Source organism: Methylobacterium organophilum (assembly GCF_022179465.1).
Classification (GTDB): Bacteria; Pseudomonadota; Alphaproteobacteria; order Rhizobiales; family Beijerinckiaceae; genus Methylobacterium; species Methylobacterium organophilum.
On the sequence record NZ_BPQV01000002.1, the window covers coordinates 355,674 to 376,484 of the forward strand.

Annotated in this window: 20 protein-coding genes; 11 read left to right on the forward strand and 9 right to left on the reverse strand. The window is 68.6% G+C overall.

Features of this window, described 5'->3' with window-relative positions; translation table 11 throughout:
• Positions 1-18 precede the first annotated feature (18 nt).
• From fabG to fabF, 3 genes are all read left to right on the forward strand, one after another.
• Positions 19-759 (forward strand): 3-oxoacyl-[acyl-carrier-protein] reductase, encoded by a 741-nt coding sequence (gene fabG, locus MFF21_RS04320; protein WP_238309970.1) that lies wholly within the window; start codon positions 19-21, stop codon positions 757-759.
• A 307-nt stretch (positions 760-1,066) separates the two neighbouring features.
• On the forward strand, positions 1,067-1,303 hold the full coding sequence (locus MFF21_RS04325; protein ID WP_147045707.1) for an acyl carrier protein: 237 nt from the start codon (positions 1,067-1,069) through the stop codon (positions 1,301-1,303).
• Positions 1,304-1,395: 92 nt separating this feature from the next.
• Positions 1,396-2,658 carry a beta-ketoacyl-ACP synthase II gene (gene fabF, locus MFF21_RS04330; RefSeq protein WP_238309971.1) on the forward strand — a complete coding sequence of 421 codons (1,263 nt, stop codon included), beginning with the start codon at positions 1,396-1,398 and terminating at the stop codon, positions 2,656-2,658.
• Positions 2,659-2,818: 160 nt separating this feature from the next.
• On the opposite strand, the gene MFF21_RS04335 is transcribed toward fabF, so the two are convergent.
• On the reverse strand, positions 2,819-4,693 hold the full coding sequence (locus MFF21_RS04335; RefSeq protein ID WP_238309972.1) for an AsmA family protein: 1,875 nt from the start codon (positions 4,691-4,693) through the stop codon (positions 2,819-2,821).
• A 357-nt stretch (positions 4,694-5,050) separates the two neighbouring features.
• Here MFF21_RS04335 and MFF21_RS04340 point away from each other — a divergent pair, with 357 nt between their 5' ends.
• The 5 genes from MFF21_RS04340 (at position 5,051) to lpxB (ending at position 9,270) form a co-directional block, all read left to right on the forward strand.
• Positions 5,051-5,317 carry a hypothetical protein gene (locus MFF21_RS04340; protein ID WP_238309973.1) on the forward strand — a complete coding sequence of 89 codons (267 nt, stop codon included), beginning with the start codon at positions 5,051-5,053 and terminating at the stop codon, positions 5,315-5,317.
• 656 nt (positions 5,318-5,973) lie between these two features.
• A complete protein-coding gene (fabZ, locus tag MFF21_RS04345; protein ID WP_238309974.1) occupies positions 5,974-6,438 on the forward strand; it encodes a 3-hydroxyacyl-ACP dehydratase FabZ in 465 nt (154 codons plus the stop codon).
• A complete protein-coding gene (gene lpxA, locus MFF21_RS04350; protein WP_238309975.1) occupies positions 6,435-7,250 on the forward strand; it encodes an acyl-ACP--UDP-N-acetylglucosamine O-acyltransferase in 816 nt (271 codons plus the stop codon). The genes fabZ and lpxA overlap by 4 nt, the downstream gene beginning before the upstream one ends.
• Before the next feature lie 8 nt (positions 7,251-7,258).
• On the forward strand, positions 7,259-8,113 hold the full coding sequence (locus MFF21_RS04355; protein ID WP_238309976.1) for an LpxI family protein: 855 nt from the start codon (positions 7,259-7,261) through the stop codon (positions 8,111-8,113).
• On the forward strand, positions 8,110-9,270 hold the full coding sequence (gene lpxB, locus MFF21_RS04360) for a lipid-A-disaccharide synthase (protein ID WP_238309977.1): 1,161 nt from the start codon (positions 8,110-8,112) through the stop codon (positions 9,268-9,270). Before MFF21_RS04355 ends, lpxB begins: the two co-directional genes overlap by 4 nt.
• A gap of 70 nt (positions 9,271-9,340) precedes the next feature.
• Here lpxB and MFF21_RS04365 read toward each other — a convergent pair whose 3' ends face one another.
• Positions 9,341-10,339, reverse strand: a complete 999-nt coding sequence (locus tag MFF21_RS04365) for a helix-turn-helix transcriptional regulator (protein ID WP_238309978.1) — start codon at positions 10,337-10,339, stop codon at positions 9,341-9,343.
• 267 nt (positions 10,340-10,606) lie between these two features.
• Entirely contained in the window at positions 10,607-11,821 is a 1,215-nt protein-coding gene (locus MFF21_RS04370) for an NADP-dependent isocitrate dehydrogenase (RefSeq protein ID WP_238309979.1), read from the reverse strand.
• 271 nt (positions 11,822-12,092) lie between these two features.
• Between MFF21_RS04370 and MFF21_RS04375 the strand changes: the two genes are divergently transcribed.
• Both MFF21_RS04375 and MFF21_RS04380 read left to right on the forward strand, forming a co-directional pair.
• Positions 12,093-12,641, forward strand: a complete 549-nt coding sequence (locus MFF21_RS04375) for a formaldehyde-activating enzyme (RefSeq protein WP_076643331.1) — start codon at positions 12,093-12,095, stop codon at positions 12,639-12,641.
• A gap of 70 nt (positions 12,642-12,711) precedes the next feature.
• Positions 12,712-13,449 carry an RNA methyltransferase gene (locus MFF21_RS04380; protein WP_238309980.1) on the forward strand — a complete coding sequence of 246 codons (738 nt, stop codon included), beginning with the start codon at positions 12,712-12,714 and terminating at the stop codon, positions 13,447-13,449.
• Between the two features lie 2 nt (positions 13,450-13,451).
• On the opposite strand, the gene MFF21_RS04385 is transcribed toward MFF21_RS04380, so the two are convergent.
• On the reverse strand, positions 13,452-13,631 hold the full coding sequence (locus MFF21_RS04385; protein ID WP_238309981.1) for a YegP family protein: 180 nt from the start codon (positions 13,629-13,631) through the stop codon (positions 13,452-13,454).
• Between the two features lie 396 nt (positions 13,632-14,027).
• Between MFF21_RS04385 and MFF21_RS04390 the strand changes: the two genes are divergently transcribed.
• Complete coding sequence (locus MFF21_RS04390; protein WP_238309982.1) at positions 14,028-15,209, forward strand: Hint domain-containing protein; 1,182 nt, start codon at positions 14,028-14,030, stop codon at positions 15,207-15,209.
• A 33-nt stretch (positions 15,210-15,242) separates the two neighbouring features.
• Here the strand turns inward: MFF21_RS04390 and MFF21_RS04395 are convergent, their stop codons facing one another.
• From MFF21_RS04395 to MFF21_RS04415, 5 genes are all read right to left on the reverse strand, one after another.
• A complete protein-coding gene (locus MFF21_RS04395; protein ID WP_238309983.1) occupies positions 15,243-16,079 on the reverse strand; it encodes an SDR family oxidoreductase in 837 nt (278 codons plus the stop codon).
• Positions 16,080-16,113: 34 nt separating this feature from the next.
• Complete coding sequence (locus MFF21_RS04400) at positions 16,114-16,293, reverse strand: DUF1328 domain-containing protein (RefSeq protein WP_238309984.1); 180 nt, start codon at positions 16,291-16,293, stop codon at positions 16,114-16,116.
• Between the two features lie 102 nt (positions 16,294-16,395).
• A complete protein-coding gene (locus MFF21_RS04405; protein WP_238309985.1) occupies positions 16,396-17,730 on the reverse strand; it encodes a chloride channel protein in 1,335 nt (444 codons plus the stop codon).
• A gap of 91 nt (positions 17,731-17,821) precedes the next feature.
• Positions 17,822-19,210 carry a deoxyribodipyrimidine photo-lyase gene (locus MFF21_RS04410; protein WP_238309986.1) on the reverse strand — a complete coding sequence of 463 codons (1,389 nt, stop codon included), beginning with the start codon at positions 19,208-19,210 and terminating at the stop codon, positions 17,822-17,824.
• A 379-nt stretch (positions 19,211-19,589) separates the two neighbouring features.
• Positions 19,590-20,681 (reverse strand): TRAP transporter substrate-binding protein, encoded by a 1,092-nt coding sequence (locus tag MFF21_RS04415; protein WP_238309987.1) that lies wholly within the window; start codon positions 20,679-20,681, stop codon positions 19,590-19,592.
• Positions 20,682-20,811: the final 130 nt, after the last annotated feature.

Consider the following 20,811-nt stretch of genomic DNA (forward strand, 5'->3'; position numbering starts at 1 on the left):
ACTCAGACGGATCAGCCCATGTTCGATCTCTCCGGCCGCAAGGCCCTCGTCACCGGCGCGACCGGCGGCCTGGGAGGCGCCATCGCCCGGGCCCTGCACGCCCAGGGGGCCCATGTCGCCCTGTCCGGCACCCGCCGCGCCGTGCTGGAGGAGCTCGCCGCCGAGCTCGGCGGCGAGCGCGTCGCGGTGGTCGAGGGCAACCTGTCCGACAAGGACGCGGTCGAAGCCCTGGTCCCGGCGGCGGAAGCCGCCCTCGGCGGCCTCGACATCCTCGTGAACAATGCCGGCATCACCCGGGACAACCTGTTCATGCGCATGAAGGACGACGAGTGGGACGCGGTCATCGCCGTGAACCTCACCGCGGCCTTCCGGCTCTCCCGCGCCGCGGTGAAGGGCATGATGAAGCGCCGCCACGGCCGCATCGTGAATATCGGCTCGGTGGTCGGCGCCACCGGCAATCCCGGCCAGGGCAACTACGCGGCGGCCAAGGCCGGCCTCGTCGGCATGACGAAGGCCCTCGCCGCCGAGGTCGCGAGCCGCAACATCACCGTCAACTGCATCGCCCCGGGCTTCATCGCCTCGGCGATGACCGATGCCCTCAACGAGAAGCAGCGCGAGACCATCCTCACCCGCGTGCCCATGGGACGGCTCGGCGCCGGCTCCGATATCGGCGCCGCGGCGGTCTATCTCGCCTCCGACGAGGCGGCCTACCTCACGGGGCAGACGCTGCACGTCAATGGCGGCATGGCGATGTTCTGAGGGCGGCCGCCGCTCTGCGATCGCCGCAATGCGGCGGCCGCCACCCCTGCGTTAACCCGACTTGTCGACCGAAAAACCACGCCGATGAACGGTTTCTGAACCTCCCCTCGCCAGCGCCGGAACGCTGTGTTAACACCCGCGCAGCCGTGCAAGGGGAGTTGACGTTCGGCGGGTTGCGGCACTTCGACGACGCGCGTTCCGACACCGGCCTGTCCTGCGAAAGAAGCCCGAACAAGGGTTAGGGCGGCCACGGCGCCTTCACCACACGCAAAACCATCACGACCCAAGAAGACGAGGACCAAGAACGATGAGCGATATCGCTGAGCGCGTGAAGAAGATCGTCGTCGAGCATCTGGGCGTCGAGCCCGAGAAGGTTACCGAGGGCGCGAACTTCATCGACGATCTCGGTGCCGACAGCCTCGACACCGTCGAGCTCGTGATGGCCTTCGAGGAGGAGTTCAACGTCGAGATCCCGGACGATGCCGCCGAGACGATCCAGACGGTGGGCGACGCCATCAAGTTTCTCGAGAAGAACTCGGCCTGAGTTCGGTAGGTCCGGTGTTCGAGCGAGGCGGCAACGCCTCGCTCACGTCGGACGTTCCTTCCCTCCATGGATCGGTATTTCAGGACAGCGCGATGCGTCGGGTAGTGATCACGGGTCTGGGCATGGTCACACCGCTGGGAAGCGGTGTGGAGCATACCTGGAGCCGCCTGATCGCCGGGGATAGCGGCGCCTCCAAGGTGACGGGCTTCCCGGCGGACGATCTCGCCTGCCGGATCGCCTGCACCATCCCCTTCGGCGACGGCTCCGAGGGGACCTTCAATCCCGACGCCTGGATGGAATCCAAGGAGCAGCGCAAGGTCGACCCCTTCATCGTCTACGCGATGGCGGCGGCCGGCCAGGCCCTCGACGACGCGGGCTGGCACCCGAAATCCGATGAGGATCAGTGGGCCACCGGCGTGCTGATCGGCTCCGGCATCGGCGGCATCGGCGGCATCTACGATGCCTCCGTCACCCTCCACGAGAAGGGTCCGCGCCGGATCTCGCCCTTCTTCATTCCCGGGCGCATCATCAACCTCGCCTCGGGCCAGGTCTCCATTCAATACGGGCTGAAGGGCCCGAACCATGCGGTCGTCACCGCCTGCTCCACCGGCGCCCACGCCATCGGCGACGCGGCCCGGCTGATCGCCTTGGGCGATGCCGACGTGATGGTGGCCGGCGGCGCCGAATCGCCGGTGAACCGCCTCTCGCTCGCGGGCTTCGCCGCCTGCCGGGCGCTTTCCACCGGATTCAACGACGCCCCCACCCGCGCCTCGCGTCCCTACGACAAGGACCGCGACGGCTTCGTCATGGGCGAGGGCGCCGGCGTCCTGGTGCTCGAGGAATACGAGCACGCCAAGGCTCGCGGCGCCAAGATCTACGCCGAGGTCATCGGCTACGGCCTCTCGGGCGACGCCTACCACATCACCTCGCCCTCGCCGGACGGCGACGGTGCCTTCCGCTGCATGAGCGCGGCGGTGAAGCGGGCGGGCATCGACCCGGCCCAGATCGACTACATCAACGCCCACGGCACCTCGACCCCCATGGGCGACGAGTTGGAGCTGAAGGCCGTGGAGCGCCTACTCGGCGACGCCGCCGGAAAGGCGTCGATGTCCTCGACCAAGTCGGCGATCGGCCATCTGCTCGGCGCGGCCGGTGCGGTGGAGGCGATCTTCTCCGTGCTCGCGATCCGCGACAACGTGATGCCGCCGACCCTCAACCTCGACAATCCCTCCGTCGAAACGGCGATCGACCTCATTCCGCACGAGGCCAAGCGCAAGCCGGTCGACGTGGTGCTCTCGAACTCTTTCGGCTTCGGTGGCACCAACGCCTCGCTGGTGATGCGCCGCGTCGCCTGACGCCGGCGCCCCCCTCGGGCTGCAGACGGGAATTCAGCGAACGAACGACGGCTCGGCCCGAAAGGCCGGGCCGTTTCATTTTGAGCGCGGTTCGTCTGTAGGGATCCGCGTCCCGCGGCGCGCTCTCTTTCCGGGGGGCGCTCTTGCAACAGCCGGCCAGTCAGGGGGCGTAAGCTCGCACCCGCTCGGACAGGCCGGGAATCGCCGCCGTCGGGACGGGACGCCGCTCGAACGCGCCGCTCAGCGGATCGGTGTCGCTTCCCCCTTCCCGATGGACGCGCTCGACGGCGACCGCGTCCCAGGGGCCGCCGATCGCGAACAGGGTGGCCGGGCGTCCCGCACCCTCCGCACCCCGCGGCTGCAATTCGGCCTCGGCGCTGAGGCGACGGTCCGGCAGGGAGATGCGGCCCCTCAGGGAGGCCTCCAGCGCCCGCGCGGACAGCACCCCTTCCGCGATCTCGCCGATCCCGTCCGCGAAGCGGATCGAGAGGGCGGCGCGCTCGAAGGGCGTGCGGCCGTTGCGGCGGGCCAGCGCCCCCTGCGCCACGGCTCCGCCGCGATGGACCACGTCGTTCAGATCGAGCCCGGTAAGCGTGCCCGATTCCACGGTCAGGGTCGTGCGGCCGTTGAGCCTCCCGCAGAGCGCCGCCACGTCGGCGCCGCGTCCCTCGAAGGCGAAGCTGCCGCGGGTCTCACCGGCCATCCAGGCCGGGGCGCCGCTGAGCTCCAGCAGGGCGCCGAGATCGATTCCGTCGACGGTGCCGACGGTGCGCAGATCCGTGTCCCCGTCGCGGCCCTGCGCCAGGATCAGCCGGCCCTTCAGCGTGCCGCCGCGCAGGCCGGCCCGTGCAAGGGAGGCCTCGATCCCGTCCTCGCGCACCAGGATGCTGGAGGCGAGATCCTCGAGCACCAAGGGGCCGAGCCGGGCGCTTCCCGCCGAGATGCGCAGGTCGAGGTCGCCGCGGGTGAGGGGAGCGAGCGCCAGGGACTGGCGGGTCCAGCGGCCGTCCTCGGCGGCGTTGTCGAGCCCGGTCAGGTGCATCAGGCCGGCGAGGAGGGGCGAGAGGTTGAGCGTGTCGGCGGCCAGGGTCGCCTGAATGCCAGCGCGGCTCGCCCCGAAGGTGGCGGATCCGGCGCCTTCCAGGACGTTGTCGCCCGCACGGACGCGCAGGTTCGGCACCTCGAAGCTTCCGCTCTTCGCCTCGAAGCTGGCTTCGAGGCCGAGATCCTCAACCAGCGGCGAGAGCGCGAGGCCGCCACCGGCCCAGGCCAGCGTCTCCGGCACGGACCGGACATCGATCGACGCCTGTCCTTTGGCGTGCCATCCGCCCTGCCAGCCGAGACTGCCCTCGGCGTTGAGGGTGCCGGCGGGCCAGGTCGCCAAAGCCATGAAAGGGCTCGTCTGGCCCAAGGCGAGTTCGCGCGGATTGACGCCCTTCAGCACCAGCCGGACGGCCGCGCCGTTCCAGGTGAAGCCGGCCGCGATGTCGAGACTGTCCCGCAGGAGAGGCCAGGAGAAGGCGAGATCGACCTCGCGCGCGGTCTGCGGCGAGCCGTCCCGCGGGTCGCGGCCGACGAGCGTGGTGCGCCCAAGGGTGATCCGGCGGGGGGCCGCCGCACTGTTCCCCGAGACATGCTCGCTCAGCCGGGCGAGCGGCCCGACCCAGCGGTCGTCACCCTCGTGGGATTGCAGGATGACCGTGCTGCCATCGAGAGCCAGCGCGGCGACTTCGATCCGACCACCGAACAGGGCGAGCAGCGAGAATTGTAGAGAGAGAGTGCCGTCCCGGGCGATGAGCGGCCCGCTCGGCCCGGCGGTGAGGCGCACACGTGATGCGTTGAGCCGCGGCAGGGGCAGCAGCGCGATCTCTGCCGGCCCATCGGCTTCAAGGGCGAGGCCGTATTCCTCGCTCAGGCCATTGCTCACGAACTGTAGGAGAGCTGGAGAACGAACGGACCAAGGCAGGCAGGCCGCCAGCAGCCCGAGGGCCGCCGTCGCCAGGCAGAGGGCGGAGAGGGCAGGTCGCTTCAGCACACCGACTCCAGACGCCGGATCGCGGGCGCCGCGCAGATCCCCCAAGCGCGGCCTAGTCATTCGGAGGTACCTCGTCCGAGAACGCGGAGACCGCAGAACGCCTTCCCATAGCCGTTGCGCAGAGGTTTGTCTCGCGCAGCAGAAGCGCCGTCCCGTCATTCGGCACGCGATCCAAGCGTTTCATGGCCCCGAAACGACACGCGAATTCGACGCGAGTGGGGCGCAGGGCGCGGCCAAGCCGCAAAAACGGTGCATAAACCGCGGGATCGGGTCCGGCACACCCGAAGTCAAGCTCGAACTAAAGCGATCTCTCAAGCGTTACTTCTGAAAATCAGGAGATCAGTCAGGAGATCAGCTATGCCGATACGCGCGACCATCGCGGCGCTCGCTTTCGCGGCCCTCCTCACCACCCCTGCCGGGGCTCAGACCCCAAGCGAGACCGGGACCGGCGGCGGTCCCTCCTCGACCTTCTACGCCCCTAACACCTCCGCAGTCGGCCGAGTGATGCCGCCGAGCCGAGGTTCAGCCCCGGATGCGGACGTGTCCTCGACGGCGCGGACGCCGCGGGAAAAGCAGGCCGACAACATCATGCGCGGCATCTGCATCGGCTGCGGCGCTCAGTAAGGCCTCTTACCCCTCCGTAATCGGGTTCGCCCCGGCGCCAAGAGCGCGTTTTTGCGTCCTCCGCGCGTTGAGCGACGATACGGAACAGGTTCTTAGGAAGCGCCCGGCTCACACGAACCGAGCAGAGGATCGCTGGTACTAGGATCCCGGACAGGATCGTCGAGTACAGCAAGCCGCCGATCCTTGCGATCGCCATCAGGGAGTGCATTCACCTCCAGCGCCGATCGCCGCACAGCCGGTATCATGTCAGCCATCATGAGCACGTCGATCACCGAACGATCGCCTTCCTGCGCAACCGGCTCTGCTTGCGCCACGGCGCATTCCCGTGCGCTCTGCAGCTAGGAACTGGATGATCGGCAACATCCGCGGCACGTCCCTCTGTCGATGCCTTGGGCGATACGGTTCTAGGGCGCTTGCCGGCAGGAAAGAGCTTGCGGGCGCCCCTCCACGTTGAGCCCCCCGCCCGCGGGGCCTGATCGGTCTCCGGCGGCGAACCCGTTTGGGCGGAAGGCCACGCGATCGGTCGGGCACGGGCCTCAAAGGTCTTGCATCCGCCCGAATTTCTGTCGAAGAGGGCGCCCGTTCACTTGAAACTTGCAGGCAGGACGTGCGGCTCTCCGGCGCCGACGGACGTGTGCACGGGGACTTTACGATCGATGAGTGAGACGCCGCGGGAACTCGGGTCGGCGGACATCCAGAAGGTTCTGGAGCTTCTGCCGCATCGCTACCCGTTCCTGATGATCGACAAGATCATCGAGATCGACGGCGACGACAGCTGCATCGGCATCAAGAACGTCACCGTGAACGAGCCGCAATTCACCGGCCACTTCCCCGGCATGCCGGTCTTCCCCGGCGTGCTGCTGATCGAGGCCATGGCCCAGACCGCGGGCGCGATCTGCTGCCGCCACATCATGACGAACGACCTCAAGACCAAGCAGGTCTTCTTCATGACCATCGACAAGTGCAAGTTCCGCCGGCCGGTGGTGCCGGGTGACCAGGTGCGCTTCCACATGAAGAAGCTGAACCAGCGCAAGACGATGTGGTGGTTCCGCGGCGAGGCCCGGGTCGAGGGCGCTCTGGTCGCCGAGGCCGAGGTGGGCGCCATGCTGGTGACGGAATGAGCGCCGTGCATCCCGGCATCCATCCGAGCGCGGTCGTCGAGGACGGCGCGAAGCTCGGCGCAGACGTGCGCATCGGCCCCTTCTGCCATGTCGGCCCCGAGGTGACGCTCGGCGACGGCTGCGAGCTGATCAGCCACGTCGTCGTCGCCGGCCGCACCAGCATCGGCGCACGCACCAAGATCTTCCCCTTTGCCTCCCTGGGCCACCAGCCGCAGGACCTGAAGTTCCGCGGCGAGGAATCCACCCTGGCGATCGGTGCGGAATGCCTGATCCGCGAAGGCGTCACCATGAATCCCGGAACTGCCGGTGGCGGCCTGGAGACGGTGGTAGGCGACCGCTGCGCCTTCCTCGCTAACAGCCATGTCGGCCACGATTGCCGGGTCGGCGATAACGTCGTCTTCTCGAACAACGTTATGCTCGCCGGCCATTGCACGGTGGGCAACTTCGCGATCCTGGGCGGCGGCGCCGCCGTGATCCAGTTCGCCCGCGTCGGCGCGCATGCCTTCGTCGGTGGCCTCTCGGGACTCGAGAACGACTGCATCCCCTACGGCATGGTGCTCGGCAACCGCGCCGCGCTCTCCGGCCTCAACATCATCGGCCTGCAGCGCCGCGGCTTCTCCCGCGAGGACATCCACGCCCTTCGCCGAGCCTACCGCCTGCTCTTCGCCCCCGAGGGCACGCTGATGGAGCGGGTCGAGGACGTGGCGGCGGAGTTCGACACACATCCGGCCGTTCAGGAAATCCTGGCCTTCATCCGCGAGGGCGGCAAGCGCTCGATCTGCACCCCGCGCGGCACGCCGGCGGCCGCTTGACGGAGGCCGTGGCGGCGCCGGCGCGCGCGGACGCCATCGCCCTCATCGCGGGGGCCGGACGGCTGCCGCAGCTCGTCGCGGATTCCCTCGACCGGGCGGGCCGCGCCTATCGCGTGCTGGCCGTGCGCGGCTTCGCGGAGCGGTCGATGCGGGCGCGGGCCGACGCCACCGTCGACCTTCTCGACATCCCCGGCGCCCTCGCCATCCTGAAGGATTGGGCGCCCGCGGGGATCGTGCCCGCGGGTAGCGTCGCCCGGCCGAACCCGGCGGCCCTCCTCAACGCCGCCCATGCCCTGCGCAACCGCGACATGCTCAAGGCCATTGCCGGGGGCGACGACCGGCTTCTGCGGGGCGTGCTCTCCCTCCTGGAGGAGAACGGCCATCGGGTAATGGGCGTGCACGAGGTCGCCCCCGATCTCCTGAGCCCGGAAGGGCGCCTGGGCCTCTACGCGCCCGATGCGGCGGCGGAGACCGCCATCGAGACGGGCCGGACGCTCCTCGCCAGCCTCTCGCCCTTCGACGTCGGGCAGGCGGCGGTGCTCGCCGGCGCGCGTGTCATCGCCATCGAGGGGCCGGAGGGCACCGACCGGATGCTCGCCCGCGCCCGGCGCCTCGGGCGGCGCGCCTTCGGCTTCGGCCCGGCCACCCGGGCGAGCGTTCTCGTCAAGCTGCCCAAGCGCGGCCAAGACCTGCGGATCGACCTGCCGGCCATCGGCCCTCGCACCGTGCGCAACGCGGCAGCCGCGGGCTGCGTCGGCATCGCCATCGGGGCCGGCTACACGCTGGTCGTCGACCGACCCGAGACCGTGGCGGCAATCGACCGGCACGGCATGTTCCTGATCGGTTTGAAGGTCGATCCGTGACGCACCGGCGCATCTGGCTCGTGGCAGGCGAGGATTCCGGCGACCAGCTCGGCGCCAAGCTGATCCGCGCCCTGTGCGCCCTCTCCGAGGGGCCACTCGCCTTCGGCGGCGTGGGCGGCGAGGCCATGGCGGCGGAGGGCTTCGCCTCGCTCTTCCCGATCGACGATGTGGCAGTGATGGGCTACCTGCCCGTGCTCGCCCGGGCCCGCACCCTGTTGCGGCGTATCCGCGAGACGGTCGAGGATGTGATCGCGGCCAAGCCCGACGTGCTCGTCATCATCGACAGCCCCGGCTTCACCCACGCCGTTGCCTCACGCGTGCGCAAGAAGCTGCCGGATCTGCCGATCGTCGACTACGTCTCCCCGAGCGTCTGGGCCTGGCGGCCATGGCGTGCCAGGGGCATGCGCCCCTATATCGATCACGTGCTCGCCCTGCTACCTTTCGAGCCCGAGGCCCATCGCCGCCTCGGTGGCCCACCCTGCAGCTATGTCGGCCACCCCCTGATCGAGCGCCTCGCCGATCTGCGCCCGAATCCGGAGGAGGAAACGGCCCGCGCGGCCAAGCCCCCGACCCTGGTGGTGCTGCCGGGCTCCCGCCGCTCCGAGATCGAGCGGCTGATGCCGGTCTTCGGACAGACGCTCGCCGAGCTCGCCCGGCGCGCGGGTCCATTCGAGGCGGTGCTGCCCGCGGTCAGCCGTCACCGCGCCCTGATCGAGCGCCTGGCCCTGGCTTGGGAAAGGGCGCCGCGCATTGTCCATGGCGAGGCGGCCAAGCTCGCGGCCTTCCGCCGGGGGCGGGCGGCGCTCGCCGCCTCCGGCACCGTGACGCTGGAGCTCGCTTTGTCCGGCATGCCGATGGTGGTCGGCTACAAGGTCTCGCGGATCGAGGAGGTCGTCGCGCGCCGCCTGATCCAGGTCCCGACCATCGTGCTGCCGAACCTGATCCTCGGCGAGAATGCCATGCCGGAATTCGTGCAGGCGGAGTGCGAGCCGGGCCGACTCGTCCAGGCGCTGCTGCCGCTCCTCACCACCGGGCCGGCCCGCGACGCGCAGGTGAGGGCGCTCGCCCGTCTCGACGACCGCATGCGCTTGCCCGGTGACGAGGAGCCGAGCCGGGCCGCCGCGCGCATCGTGCTTTCGGCGACACGCGCACGCTGACGCCGATCGCACTGCCTGCTTCGACGCGCTTTCTTTCGCCGATCCGAGAACGACTTCGGCGGTGAGCGCTCTAGCGAGTCGGGTTCAATCCGGCGACGAGGCGGACGAGGTCGACCTGACCCTTGGCGCCGGTCTTGGCGTAAGTGGCCTTGAGCTGCTTGCGCACGGTGTCCTCGCGGACGCCCTGGACCGCTGCGATCGTCTCGATGCTCTTGCCCTCGCCGATGCCGCGGGCGACCCGCGCCTCCGCCGGGGTGAGGTCGAACAGCCCCTGAAGCAGGTCGGCTCCCGGCACCGAGGCCGGCATCACCGGCACCAGGGTGAGCAGCACGGCGCTGCCGGAAAAGATGTCCTGGGCTGCCCCGCGGATCGGCACGAGATGGGCGACCATGGCCGGGTCGCCGTCGCTCTCGGGGATCGGGATCGAGCGGGCCACCCGCGCCCCGCCGGCCGCGAGCGCCCGCTCTAGCACCTCGTCGGCATCCGGATGGGACAGGCCCACGCGCTGGCGCCCGTCGCGCACCACCCGCGGGATCATCAGCTGGAGCTGCTCGTTGGCGGCCTGGATCCGGTTCTCGTGGGATAGGATCGCGGAGGGCAGGCCGACCAGGGCCAGCGCCTCCACCGCCGCCTGGACCAAGCGGAGCTGAAGCCGCGCCGAGAGCATCGCCGCCCGGCCGAGATGCGGGCGCAGCAGGTCGAGCACCTCCACCGCCGAACGCGGCACCGGGCCGTCGGCGAAGCGGCGCTCGATCGAGAAGACGAGGGTATCGCCGGTGGAGATCGGGAAAGCGGTGCCGGTGGCCCAGCCGAGACCCCGCGGCCGCAGGAAGTCGCGGATGAAGATGTCCTCCTCGATCTCCCGAGGGGTGTAGACGTCTTCTTCCAGCAAGAAGCCCGGATGCTGCTTGGACAGGAGCCGCCCGGTCCGCTGGTTGATATCCGCCCAGCCGCCCTCGGCGAATTCCCGCATGAAACCGTCGAGACTGGCGGAATTCAGGGAGCGCAGGTTGTGCAGATCGGAGGCGACGAACACCGTACCGACCCCGCCCGCGACGTCCGCCATCATATCGAGCACACCCGCCAGCGCTCCGGCAGCACCGAGGCCTCATAGATTCGGTCGGTCATGGCCTCGTGGTCGAGGCTCTTGCCCAAGTAACTCAACACGCCTCCGAGATCCTTAACCGCGCGACAGGAGATCTGGCACGAACAAGACGCGCCGTTCAATCCTTCGTTGCATTCCGTTCACTCGAAACGACGGAAATCGAGATCCGACCGAAAAAGCCGCCGGCCTTCGAGGCCGACGGCTGCGAGTCGCATGCGATCGGGTGGCCTGTCAGGCGCCCATCGCCACCTTGAGGTTCGAATCGACCTTGTCGAGGAAGCCCGTGGTCGAGAGCCACTTCTGGTCCGGCCCGACGAGGAGCGCGAGGTCCTTCGTCATGAAGCCCGACTCGACGGTGTCGACGCAGACCTTCTCGAGCGTGCTCGCGAAGGTCGCCAGATCGCCGTTGCCGTCGAGCTTGGCCCGGTGGGACAGGCCGCGGGTCCAGGCGAAGATCGAGGCGATGGAGTTGGTCGAGGTCTCCTTGCCCTTCTGATGCTCGCGGTAGTGGCGCGTCACGGTGCCGTGGGCGGCCTCGGCCTCCACGGTCTGGCCGTCCGGCGTCATCAGCACCGAGGTCATCAGGCCGAGCGAGCCGAAGCCCTGGGCCGCCGTGTCGGACTGCACGTCGCCGTCGTAGTTCTTGCAGGCCCAGACATAGCCGCCCGACCACTTGAGGCAAGAGGCGACCATGTCGTCGATCAGGCGGTGCTCGTAGGTCAGCCCGAGGGACTGGAACTTCGACTTGAACTCCTCGTCGTAGACCTTCTGGAACAGGTCCTTGAAGCGGCCGTCATAGGCCTTGAGGATGGTGTTCTTGGTCGACAGATAGACCGGGTACTTGCGGGCGAGGCCGTAGTTCATCGAGGCACGGGCAAAGTCGATGATCGACTGGTCGAGGTTGTACATCGACATCGCGACGCCGGCCTCGGGGAACTTGAACACTTCCTTCTCGATGACGGTGCCATCGTCACCCTCGAACTTGATGGTCAGCCGGCCCTTGCCGGGCACCTTGAAGTCGGTGGCGCGGTACTGGTCGCCATAGGCGTGGCGGCCAATCACGAAGGGCTGCGTCCAGCCGGGCACCAGGCGCGGCACGTTCTTGCAGATGATCGGCTCGCGGAAGATGACGCCGCCGAGGATGTTGCGGATCGTGCCGTTGGGCGACTTCCACATCTCCTTGAGGTTGAATTCCTTCACCCGGGCCTCGTCCGGGGTGATGGTGGCGCATTTCACGCCGACGCCGTGGCGCTTGATCGCTTCCGCCGCGTCGACCGTCACCTTGTCGTTGGTGGCGTCGCGGTGCTCCACGCCGAGGTCGTAATACTCGAGGTCGAGGTCGAGATAGGGGTGGATCAGCTTGTTCTTGATCTCCGCCCAGATGATCCGGGTCATCTCGTCGCCATCCAGCTCGACGACCGGGTTGGCCACCTTGATCTTCGCCATGTCGCTTCCTCGCGTCCCTTATTCTCGCTCGCGCGCCGGCTCCCGCCGCCCGCGACCTGCCGTCAAGCCGGATCGCCGCCCGCTATAACGCGCTGCAGCATCCCGACAAAGCCGTGGCCGGGCGGGCCGCTTTCGCTTGCGCCCGCCTGTCACCCCTCGCCCCACGCTTTCCAAGCGAAACCCGTGCAACCCCGCCCCCCGCCGGAGCGGGTGGACAAACCAGCCTCCGACAGCACTTTCGCCCCCGGAAACGAAAGCCCAAGGAGACACCATGAGCGACCGCATCATCCTGCGCGCAGGCGAGGCTCTCGTCGCCGGCGGCCCGCCCAACACCGCCTCCGAGCCGGAAGTGATCATCGGCGAGCTCGACGGGCCGGTCGGCACCGCGCTGGCCACCCTGACCGGCGATCAGGTCGTCGGCCATTCCCGCGTCTTCGCGCTCCTCAACACCGACATCATGGTCCGCCCGGTGACGCTCTGCGTCTCCAAGGTGAGCGTGACCGAGAACAAGTACACCTCGATTCTGATGGGCACGGTGCAGTACGCCATCGCGAACGGCGTGCTCGACGCCGTCCGGGCCGGCTACATCCCCAAGGAGAAGGCCAACGATCTCGGCATCATCTGCTCGGTCTGGCTGAGCCCCGGCGTGATCCAGGCCGAGACCGTCGACCACAAGGCGCTGTTCGAGATCCAGCGCAAGGGTATGACCGAGGCGATCCGCAAGGCCATGACCAACGAGCCCTCGATCGACTGGCTCCTCGAGAACCAGGACAAGATCGTGCACAAGTACTACCAGATGGGCATCGACGGTAAGATCTGAGGCGGGATCGGCGCCCTCGGCGGGGCTGGGGGCGCTTTTCGGCTCAGGCGCGACATGCGAGAGGGGGCGCATGAGCGCCCCCGTCGTCATCCTGGTCGAGCCGCAACTCGCCGAGAACATCGGCATGACCGCCCGCGCGATGGCGAATTTCGGGCTGTCGGAGCTGCGCCTCGTCGCCCCCAAGAACGGATGGCCGAAGAAGGGCGTCCGGGAGGCGGCCTCGGGCGCCACCTTCGTCCTCGACAACGCCAAGGTCTATGCCACCGTGCCGGAGGCCATCGCCGACCTGAACTACGTGCTCGCCACCACCGCGCGCGAGCGAGGCCAGATGAAGCGGGTCTACGGGCCCGACGAGGCCATGGCCGACGTGGCGACCCGGATCGGGGGCGGGCAGGGCGTCGGGCTGATGTTCGGCCGCGAACGGGTCGGCCTGACGAACGACGAGGTGTCCTTCGCGGACGCGATCGTGACCTTCCCGGTGACGGAGGCCTTTCCCTCCCTCAACCTCGCCCAGGCCGTCCTGCTCATGGCCTATGAATGGCGCCGGGCGGCGGGACTCGCGAGCCGGCGCTTCTCCGGCGAGATGCTGTCGCCGCCGGCCCCGCGGGAGGCGCTGCTCTCCCTCTTCGCGAGCCTGGAAGAGACTCTCGACGGAGCGGGCTTCTATCCGCCGGAGAAGAAGGCGGTGATCGCGCGCAACATGCGCGACATGCTCCACCGCATGGCCATGACGGAGCAGGACGTGCGCACCTTCCGCGGCGCCCTCAAAGCCCTGTCGCGCCGCATCGACCGGGGAGACCGAGCCTGAGATCAGCGGCGGCGCAGCTCCTCGGAGGCCAGTGCGACCGCGCGGGCGAATTCGGCCGCGGCCGCGCGGGCCTGGATCGGGCTCGGATAGCCGGCCTCCGAGCGCGCGATCGGGATCGCGTCGCCGAGATAGAGGGACCAGGCCCAGTGCCCCGGAGAATTTTCTCGGACTTCGAACCGCATGCTCGCCTCCGTGATCCGCGGACCTCCTCGCGGTGCAGAACGGGCGAGCCTTGCAAACGGATGACCGCCGCCGGCTAAGGACGGCACTTGCCCTCGCTATCCTCGTTTTCCACAAGCCTGGGAAGGGAACTGAGACACGGATCGCAGGAATTGCGCACAGAATTACAACCCACGATTTTGTGATCGCGATTTCGTCATTTCTCCCGCCGGCGACGTCCCTTCGGAGCCGGCCGTGTTCTCCGCGCCACCTCGCGAACTTTCTTAACTGTCATGCTGGACGCTCGGAAATGGGCGTCCCGATCCCGAGCCGGAAGACACCGCCGGCCGGCTGTCGGAGCTAGGCGTCCACGCGAAGGACCACTCCGGATGACGGACGGTCCATCAAGGGGGGGCGGGATGGCCACCGATTACATGCTCGAAGGCCCCAAATGGGGCGGCTCCGCGGACGGGACCCCGGGTGGCACCGTCACCTACGCCTTCGACTCCTCGGTGCCGACCACCTTCTACAACGACATCCGCACGTCCCTCGGCAATTGGTCGAGCTACGGCAACATCCAGTTCCAGCAGGCGGGCTCGACCTCGGACGCCGACATCGTTTTCCATGAGGCGCCGCTCACGGCCGCCAACGGCTCCCCCGACGGGCCGGGCAACACGCTCGGAATCACCAACTACTCGTACTACACCTCCGGCAGCGTGAGCGGGACCTTCGTGCCCGGCGTCACGGTCACCTTCGATTCCGCGGAAGGCTGGACGCTCTCGGGCGACGGCCACGTGACGAGCGCGAACGGCGTCCGGCTCGACCTACTGTCGACTCACGAAGTCGGTCACGCGATCGGCCTCGACCATTACGATGCCACGCCCGCGGTCATGAATTCGGTCTATAGCGGGACGGGGCTGACGAGTTCGGACATTCACGGCGTGCAGGCCCTCTACGGCGCGTCGGTGCTCTGCTTCGTCGGCGGGACAGCGATCCGCACGGCCCGCGGCGCCGTCGCGGTCGAGGATCTCCGCGTCGGCGACCGGGCCGTCACCGCCTCCGGAGCGCTGCGCCGGGTCACCTGGATCGGACATCGCACGATCCACTGCCGGATGCAGGTCGTTCCCTCGGAGAGCTGGCCGGTGCGGATCCGCCGGGACGCCTTCGGCCCGGGCCTGCCCGTCAAGGACCTCTTCCTCTCTCCCGGCCACCCGGTGCTGGTCGGGCAGGATGCGGACGGGGAGGGCGGCGTCCTCGTGCCCGTCATGTCCCTCATCAACGGAACCACCATCGCCCGCACGCGCCGGGATCGCGTCACCTACTGGCACGTCGCCCTAGAGGAGCATGACATCCTGCTCGCCGAGGGCCTGCCGGCAGAGAGCTTCTTCGATCTCGGCCAGCGGGCTTGGTTTACCGGACACGAAGAGGGCGGCCTGCTCGATCCCGACATGGCCCTGGTCGGCGGCTCGCGCTGCCGCCCGGTTGCTGTCGACGGTCCGCTGGTCGAAGCCGAAAGACGGCGCCTCGACGCCGTCTTCGCGGAGAGCCTCGCCGCCCATTGCGGCTGGCCCTCGGAGGGCGCGCTCTGGCGTGCGGCCTGACCGGACGCGCGGCACTCCCCGCCGGCGCCGCCGTCAAGCCAAGCCAATCTGCTTCAAGCTCAGCTCCCAGACACGCTCCTGCAGGGCCTCGTCGCGACTCGTCTGCGAGGATCTCTGTTCGCCACGGCGGGTGAAGTAGCGTCCGCTCACGCCCTCGAGCTCCGGCGCGCTGGCGGCGCGCAGGCTGTTCCGGGCGCCCTCGACCGGCGTAATCATCAACGGCTTGATCAAGCGCCAACCGAAACCGAACAGCCCGCCGGCCTCGCTGGCGAAGCGGCTGGCCACCACGCCCGGATGAAGGGCGTTCACGGTCACGCCGCTGCCCGCCAGGCGCCGGGCCAAGGCATAGGTGAAGAGGACGTTACCGAGCTTGGCCTGGGAATAGTTCTTCATCGCGCCATAGGCGCGTTCGCCACCGAGATCGTCGAGGTCGATCACGCCCCGGCGATGTGCCTCGGAGGCGAGGTTGACGATGCGGGACGGCGCGCTCCGCTTCAGCAGGTCGAGCAGCTCCAGGGTCAGGAGCACATAGGCGAGGTGGTCGAGGGCCCAGGTCCGCTCGAGGCCGTCCTCGGTGAGCCGACGCTCGGAGAAGATCGCGCCGGCATTGTTCACGAGCACATGCAGGCGCTCGTAGCGCGCCTGCACCTCGCCGGCGAGCCGGCGGACTTGCGCCTGCGCGGCGAGATCGGCGACGAAGACGTCCACCTCCGCCCCCGTCTCCCTGCGGATGCGCTCGGCGATCGCCTCCGTCCGGCCGCGGTCGCGCCCGACGACCCCGACCCGCGCGCCCAGGCGCGCGAGGCCGAGCGCCGTCTCGGCGCCGACACCCGAGGAAGCGCCGGTGACGAGGCAGGTCCTGCCCCTCATCGCCCGGCCCTCCGGATCACTCGGCATGTCGGGCTCAGAACACCGCCTGCCCGATGGCAACGGCCACGATCACGATGATGATCGCGATGGCGAGGAAAAGGCCGAACAGGATGCGCGAGATCGAGCGCGCGCCCGACGCGATGCCGGTGAAGCCGAGGCCGCCGGCGATGATCGAGATCACGAAGGCGATCAGCGCCCATTTCAACAGCTTCATGTCGTCCGTTCCTCATACGCCGGTTCGGCTCCGAAGACGCATCGTCGCGTCTCCGAAGCGTAGCGATAACCGCCGATCCCGGGAACGCGTTCCGTAGCCGCCTCATGCCAGCGAGGGCGGGTTCGCCTGCGCGCTGCGCAGCACGATGCCCCGGGCGAGCGCGTGGTAGAGCCCTTCCCGGCAGACCAGCTTCGAGACAGCATCCGCGATGAGCGCAGCGATCATCAGCGGAATCATCATGGCATGGTCCTGGGTCATCTCGGTGACGATGACGAAGGCGGTGATCGGGGCCTGCAGCACACCGGTGAGGTAGGCGACCATGCCGATCAGCACGAGCGCCCCGATCGGCAGGCCGGCGAAGAGCGGATGCAGCGCGGCACCGAGTCCCGCCCCGACCGCGAGGGAAGGGGCGAACAGCCCACCGGGAATGCCGCTGATCGAGGACAGCACCGTCGCGGCGAGCTTCAGGGGGGCGAAGTCGAGCCGGGCGGCCTCCTCCCCGTGCAGGATGGCGCGGGCCTCCTCGTATCCCGTGCCGTAGATCGTTCCCCCCGAAGCCGCGCCGCAGAGGGCGACGCCGAGCCCGCACAGGGCGGCGAAGAGCACGGGCCGGCCGTCCGCGAGCGCGCCGAGCCGCCCGGGCAGGCCCGTACCGAACAGGATCACGATGCGGCTGAACACACCGCCGAGCAGGCCGCCGAGAACTCCGATCACGGGCACGGCGAGCCAGCCGGCGGAGAGCGGCATCCGGGCGTCGGTCGTGCCGAAATACGTGTAGTCGCCGAGGATCGCGAGCGAGGTGAGGCCAGCGGCGATCACCGTGGCCACGATGAGCCCGCTCGACTTGCTCTCGAAGGAACGGGCAAGTTCCTCGATGCCGAAGACGATGCCGGCGAGCGGCGTGTTGAAGGCAGCGGCGACGCCCGCCGCCCCGCCGGCCAACAGAAGGCCGCGCATGCGCTCGGGCGTGAGGTGCCCGACCGCGGCCATGATCGCCGCGCCCACCTGCACGGTCGGCCCCTCGCGGCCGATCGAGGCCCCGCACAGCAGGCCGAGGCACATCACCACGATCTTGCCGAAGGCGACCCGCAGCGAGACCAGGGAATGCCGCAGTGCCGGCGCGTCGATGGCCCGGGCAGCGATCACCTGCGGGATGCCCGACCCCTGCGCGTTCGGGAAGACGGTGCGGGCGAGCCAGGCGGCGAGCGCGAAGCCCGCAGGCGCGAGGAGGAAGGGGATCCAAGACCAGGTGTCCCGCATCTGTCGGAACAGGCCCTGCGCCCCATCGGCGAGCTTCGCCATCACCACCGCCGCCAAGCCGACGCAGAGGCCGCCGAACAGGAAGAGCAGGCGGTGGCGCCAGGTGGGATAGGCGGCGCGGGAGGCCTGCGCCAGCCGGGCAAGGGGCCGTCGCAGGGACGGGGAGGGCAGCGGCATGGTCTCGGATTGATGGGAGGTGAACGGTGGAGGCCTTCGAGAACCTCACGATCTCATCAAGCGTGGCCGGCGCAAGCGCGAATCATGCCGCTCAGCCCTCCGCCTTGCAAAGTCTGTCGACCGCCGCCTCGTAAGACTTGGCATCGAACTTCCTGAGGGAGTTCTCGCTTTGGTAGCGGACCGTGCCGAAGATCGGGCGCTTCTTCCAGGGCCGATCGTGCAGGCCATAGATCCAGGCGACGTTGGTGAAGGAGTTCGCGTCACGCCCATCGAGAAAGTAGCGGTTGTTGATCCGCAGGGTGGTCGCGAAGCCCTCCTCCGGCGAAGGGGACCATTCGAGGATCTTCTTGCCCCAGTACATCCGCAGCTGGTTGTGCATGTAGCCGGTCACACGCATCTCGCGCATGGCCACGTTCCAGTAATGGTCGTGCGTTTCGCCGGCCGTCAGCTCGGCCTCGGAATAGGTCCTGGGACGCGGATCGCCCGCATGCTCGGCCAGCGTCTTGCGCGCCCATTCGGGGATCGCCGTTTCGTAGCGGTCGTAGCCTTGTGTGAAGAACACGTGGTTCATCGCCAGTTCACGGCGGACGATCAGCTCCTCCAGATAGGCCGAGCGGTCGTCCTTCGACGCCGCCTTCGCCCTGGCGACGGCGAGCGCGATCTCGACCGGTGAGAGCTGCCCGAAATGCAGGTAGGGACTCATATGCGAGGCCGCGCCGGCCTCGGGCTTGTTGCGACCGGCGCCGTAGCCCGCGAAGGCGTTGTTCAGGAAGGCTTCGAGGCGCTTCAGCCCCTCCTTGCGGCCGCCGGAAAAGCGTTTGACCGGCCCGACGCCGGTGTCGAGATGCATCCGCCCGAGCAGCGTGTCGGGATCGGAGACATCGATCTCGCTCTCGAGCCTCAGCCCGTCGGCCCGATGCGTGACGATGCGTGGCTTCACCGGGTCAAGGTAATCGTCCCAGAGCCGTTGCAGCTTCGGGCGGAGGGTGCGGGCGGCATATTCGTGCTTGGCCGAGACCGTCTCGACGGGCACGACGACGTCGCCCTCGACCTGGAGGATCCGGCACGCAGCCCGATTGACGATTGTCTCGTACCAGCGCCGCTGGATGGTGAGATAGCCGCGGTCGAGGACGAGGAGCTTCGCCTTCTCCGCGAGCGAGAGGGCCACCTCGGCGGGCGTCGCCTTGCGCACCACGAAACCGATGCCGCGCTCCTTCAGCCCCGCAGCGCATTCGGACAGGCCCTGCAGCAGGAAGGCGTAGTGCCGCGCCGTCGCTTCAGGGAAGCCGCTCTTCCCGTCGAGCAGGCCGTAACAGGCGACCACGGGACAGCCGAGGCAGTTCGCCTCCTCAATGGCGAGTTCGAGGGCGGGGTTGAACGCCGCACGGCAGGATTGCTGGAGGAGGTAGAGCACATAGGCGCCCTCCGGCCGCGGCTCCGCTTCCTTGAGGACCCTGATTCGTTCGCGCTGGATCGCCATGCTCGTCCGTTCCGAAAATTGCCGGAGGGAAAGCTAGGGCAGCCGAGGCGCCACGCCGACCGGTTTTCAAAAATCCCGTCGAAGCGTGAAAACTGAGGCATGGAAAGATCTTAACCGCGCCCCTATTCGCGTACGCCCTGCGAAGATTGACGATCGGCCAACCGGAAGCTCTGCGACATTTTGGATACAGACGCGCACCCGTGTGCGCCGGCGCACGAGAAATGTCAGTGATCCTGTCCCAAACCGCTTGCAATTTCCCGACGAGGGATCAGATTGTGCATTGCGAGATCGCGATGGCGTCGTGGTCTCGCTGCCCTCCTTGGGCGTTTCCTCCCTAGACTTCGGGCCGCTCCTCGGGGCGGCTTTTTTTGCCTTCAGGTCAGCCGCGGGCGCGGGCGCGGATCATGAAGTTGTCGTAGGTGTACTCCGCGACCTGGAACCAGAGATATTCCTCGTTCCGGAAGGTCTTCATCGCCTCGTAGACACGCTTGAAGTCCGGGCTCTTGCCGGAGATCTCCCCGTAGACGTCGTTGGCGTTCTTCAGTGCTGCCTCCATCACATCCTGAGGGAAGGGGCGCAGCTGTGCGCCGCCGGCCACGAGCCGGCGCAGGGCCTGCGGATTGCGCGCGTCGTACTTCGCCTGCATCTCCGCGCCGGCCTGGGCTGCGGCCGCTTCAAGGACGGCGCGGTATCCCTTGGGCAGGGCCTTCCATTTCTCGGCATTGAACCAGAAATGCATGAGCGCACCGCCCTCCCAGAAGCCGGGATAGTGGTAGATCGGCGCGACCTTCTGCAGGCCGAGCTTCTCGTCGTCATGCGGGCCAATCCATTCGGCGGCGTCGAGCGCCTTCGATTCGAGCGCCCCGAAGATCTCCGCACCCGGCGTCGTCTGCGGCTGAACGCCGAATTTGGCGAGCACCTGGCCGCCCAGGCCGGCGACGCGGAACTTGAGGCCCTGGAGGTCGGCGAGGCTCTTCACCTCCTTGCGGAACCAGCCGCCCATCTGCGCGCCGGTATTGCCGCCGGGCAGGGAGGCCAACCCGTGCTTGGCGAAGATCTCGGAGAAGAGATCCGCCGCGCCGCCCTGGCGCCACCAGGCGTTCTGGCCGCGGGCATTGAGGCCGAAGGGCATCGCGGTGGCCAGGGCGAAGACCGGGTCCTTGCCCAGGCCGAGGGTCGCGGGCCCATGCCCCATCTCGACCTTACCCGAGCCGACCGCGTCGAGAAGCTGCTCGGCGGGCACGCTCTCGCCGACGCCTGCCGGCTGGATCTGGAAACGGCCGTCCGTCGCCTCGGTCACGATCCGGGCAAAGGTCTCGGTGGCGCCGAACAGGATGTCGAGGCTCTTCGGATAGGCGGAGGAGAGTCGCCAGCGCAGCTCCGGAGCGCCCTGCGCGATCGCCGGAGCGGGGAAGGTCGCGGCCGCGAGGCCCGCGGTAAGAAGGGCGCGCCGTCCAAGCGACTCAGCCATCGAGCGTCTCAGCCATGCGGTTCCATTCATCGAAGAGCCGATTCCCGGGGGCGGGCCTCGGCGTCGCGAGGCATATACGCTCGAACCCGGGCTGAGAAAGCCTCCCGCGGCTTCGCCGCCGCGCCGGCCT

What these genes read in the sequence shown, in the direction of transcription:
- MFF21_RS04365 (WP_238309978.1), bottom strand. Translation starts at nt 10,339, where the DNA reads ATGATGGCGGACGTCGCGGGCGGGGTCGGTACGGTGTTCGTCGCCTCC.
- MFF21_RS04390 (WP_238309982.1), top strand. Translation starts at nt 14,028, where the DNA reads ATGGCCACCGATTACATGCTCGAAGGCCCCAAATGGGGCGGCTCCGCG.
- MFF21_RS04395 (WP_238309983.1), bottom strand. Translation starts at nt 16,079, where the DNA reads ATGAGGGGCAGGACCTGCCTCGTCACCGGCGCTTCCTCGGGTGTCGGC.
- lpxA (WP_238309975.1), top strand. Translation starts at nt 6,435, where the DNA reads ATGAGCGCCGTGCATCCCGGCATCCATCCGAGCGCGGTCGTCGAGGAC.
- MFF21_RS04380 (WP_238309980.1), top strand. Translation starts at nt 12,712, where the DNA reads ATGAGCGCCCCCGTCGTCATCCTGGTCGAGCCGCAACTCGCCGAGAAC.
- MFF21_RS04400 (WP_238309984.1), bottom strand. Translation starts at nt 16,293, where the DNA reads ATGAAGCTGTTGAAATGGGCGCTGATCGCCTTCGTGATCTCGATCATC.
- MFF21_RS04385 (WP_238309981.1), bottom strand. Translation starts at nt 13,631, where the DNA reads ATGCGGTTCGAAGTCCGAGAAAATTCTCCGGGGCACTGGGCCTGGTCC.
- fabZ (WP_238309974.1), top strand. Translation starts at nt 5,974, where the DNA reads ATGAGTGAGACGCCGCGGGAACTCGGGTCGGCGGACATCCAGAAGGTT.
- MFF21_RS04340 (WP_238309973.1), top strand. Translation starts at nt 5,051, where the DNA reads ATGCCGATACGCGCGACCATCGCGGCGCTCGCTTTCGCGGCCCTCCTC.
- MFF21_RS04375 (WP_076643331.1), top strand. Translation starts at nt 12,093, where the DNA reads ATGAGCGACCGCATCATCCTGCGCGCAGGCGAGGCTCTCGTCGCCGGC.
- fabG (WP_238309970.1), top strand. Translation starts at nt 19, where the DNA reads ATGTTCGATCTCTCCGGCCGCAAGGCCCTCGTCACCGGCGCGACCGGC.
- fabF (WP_238309971.1), top strand. Translation starts at nt 1,396, where the DNA reads ATGCGTCGGGTAGTGATCACGGGTCTGGGCATGGTCACACCGCTGGGA.
- MFF21_RS04415 (WP_238309987.1), bottom strand. Translation starts at nt 20,681, where the DNA reads ATGGCTGAGTCGCTTGGACGGCGCGCCCTTCTTACCGCGGGCCTCGCG.
- MFF21_RS04405 (WP_238309985.1), bottom strand. Translation starts at nt 17,730, where the DNA reads ATGCCGCTGCCCTCCCCGTCCCTGCGACGGCCCCTTGCCCGGCTGGCG.
- MFF21_RS04370 (WP_238309979.1), bottom strand. Translation starts at nt 11,821, where the DNA reads ATGGCGAAGATCAAGGTGGCCAACCCGGTCGTCGAGCTGGATGGCGAC.
- MFF21_RS04325 (WP_147045707.1), top strand. Translation starts at nt 1,067, where the DNA reads ATGAGCGATATCGCTGAGCGCGTGAAGAAGATCGTCGTCGAGCATCTG.
- MFF21_RS04410 (WP_238309986.1), bottom strand. Translation starts at nt 19,210, where the DNA reads ATGGCGATCCAGCGCGAACGAATCAGGGTCCTCAAGGAAGCGGAGCCG.